At 40.6% G+C, this 1,255-nt stretch carries 1 protein-coding gene; it reads right to left on the reverse strand.

Annotated elements, in window-relative coordinates; translation table 11 throughout:
- A partial coding sequence (locus BV372_RS20350) for an IS4 family transposase (RefSeq protein ID WP_086688310.1) occupies positions 1-1,176 on the reverse strand: 1,176 nt, incomplete at its 3' end.
- Positions 1,177-1,255 lie beyond the last annotated feature (79 nt).

Here is a 1,255-nt window from a genome sequence, read left to right on the forward strand (position 1 = left end):
TGAAAAATGGTATAAAGCACGAAATACCATTTCTGTAGAAATTCGGTCTAAAGGTTGGTTGAGAGCGATCGCTATATCGATACATAATTGGTTAAGAACAGCATAAAAAATCCAAGTGGCAAAAATCTGGATTTGTACGCCATTGTTGTCCCCAACCCAAATATAAGCTAAACCTAGAAGCCTTTTTGTGAGCAGAAAAGCATCTTCAACGCGCCAACGCCTGCGATATAATTCACAGACTTGCTGTGCAGATAACATTTGTGGGTCGAGTACATTTGTCAGGTAATAGTACCAAGTTGAACCCCACAAAACAGAAACTAAACGCACTTGGTGCTGGCAAGGGTTAGAGCGATATTCCCCCATAGATATAATTTCATCACGGTAGAATGGGGTATTGGTCAAACAACGTATCACCTTGTAAGAAGTTTTTTCTCGCAGTCTTGTCAAAAAAAACTTATCAGCTTCCGTGAACGCATCAAACCAAGGAAACTTAAAAAATCCTAAATCAAAAATCAGCAATCCACCAATTGGGAGGCGTTCAAGTAATTGTTCGCACCAAGTTTTATCATTAGCTTTGCTGTTTTGCGTATACCAGGTTGTGACTGGGCGATGGCTAAATGCTTCTACCACCATCATCATTTTGCCAGCAAGTGTTTTTTCTTGTTCTTGTAGTACTTTGAGTTTGCGTCTTAATGCTTCTAGGGTTGAACCGTCAGCAATCCAGATGGCTGTAAATTTGGCGTATACTGGCTGCCAATTCTCTGGTACTGCCTGATTTTGTGGCTGCACATTGATTCTTTCCATTACTTGCTCGAAAATTTGTGCAAATAATTCTATTGGCAGTGTTCTCAATCGTTTTGAAACTGCTTGGGCACTCACTTCAATTCGACCTGCCCACAACAATCCTTCTTCGCATAGGACTCTTTGCACTTCTCTTAATCCAGGAATCTGACGATACACTAAGCTCACAACAATCGCCATCATTACCGATAAGGTCAGTATTCTGTCGCGGAATGGTTTGTTTTCTTCCGTTTCGTACAATTTCAAGGGTTTAAAGTTGAGCGGAGATAGTAATGAGTAGATTTTTTGCTCAATTTCCTCTATTGGCGGCATCGGTACTTGTTTTTGTTGCCGCAGGTCTGGGTTTCCTGTTCGCGCTGGGCGTTTTCTTGCCATGATGTATCTCTAAGAACATCATTATTAATGTTCTTAGATTACATCTTTTGCTTACTTTTTGCTTAAGTTGACACCAATG

It is taken from the genome of Nostoc sp. T09, from assembly GCF_002154695.1.
In the GTDB taxonomy this organism is placed as follows: domain Bacteria; phylum Cyanobacteriota; class Cyanobacteriia; order Cyanobacteriales; family Nostocaceae; genus Aulosira.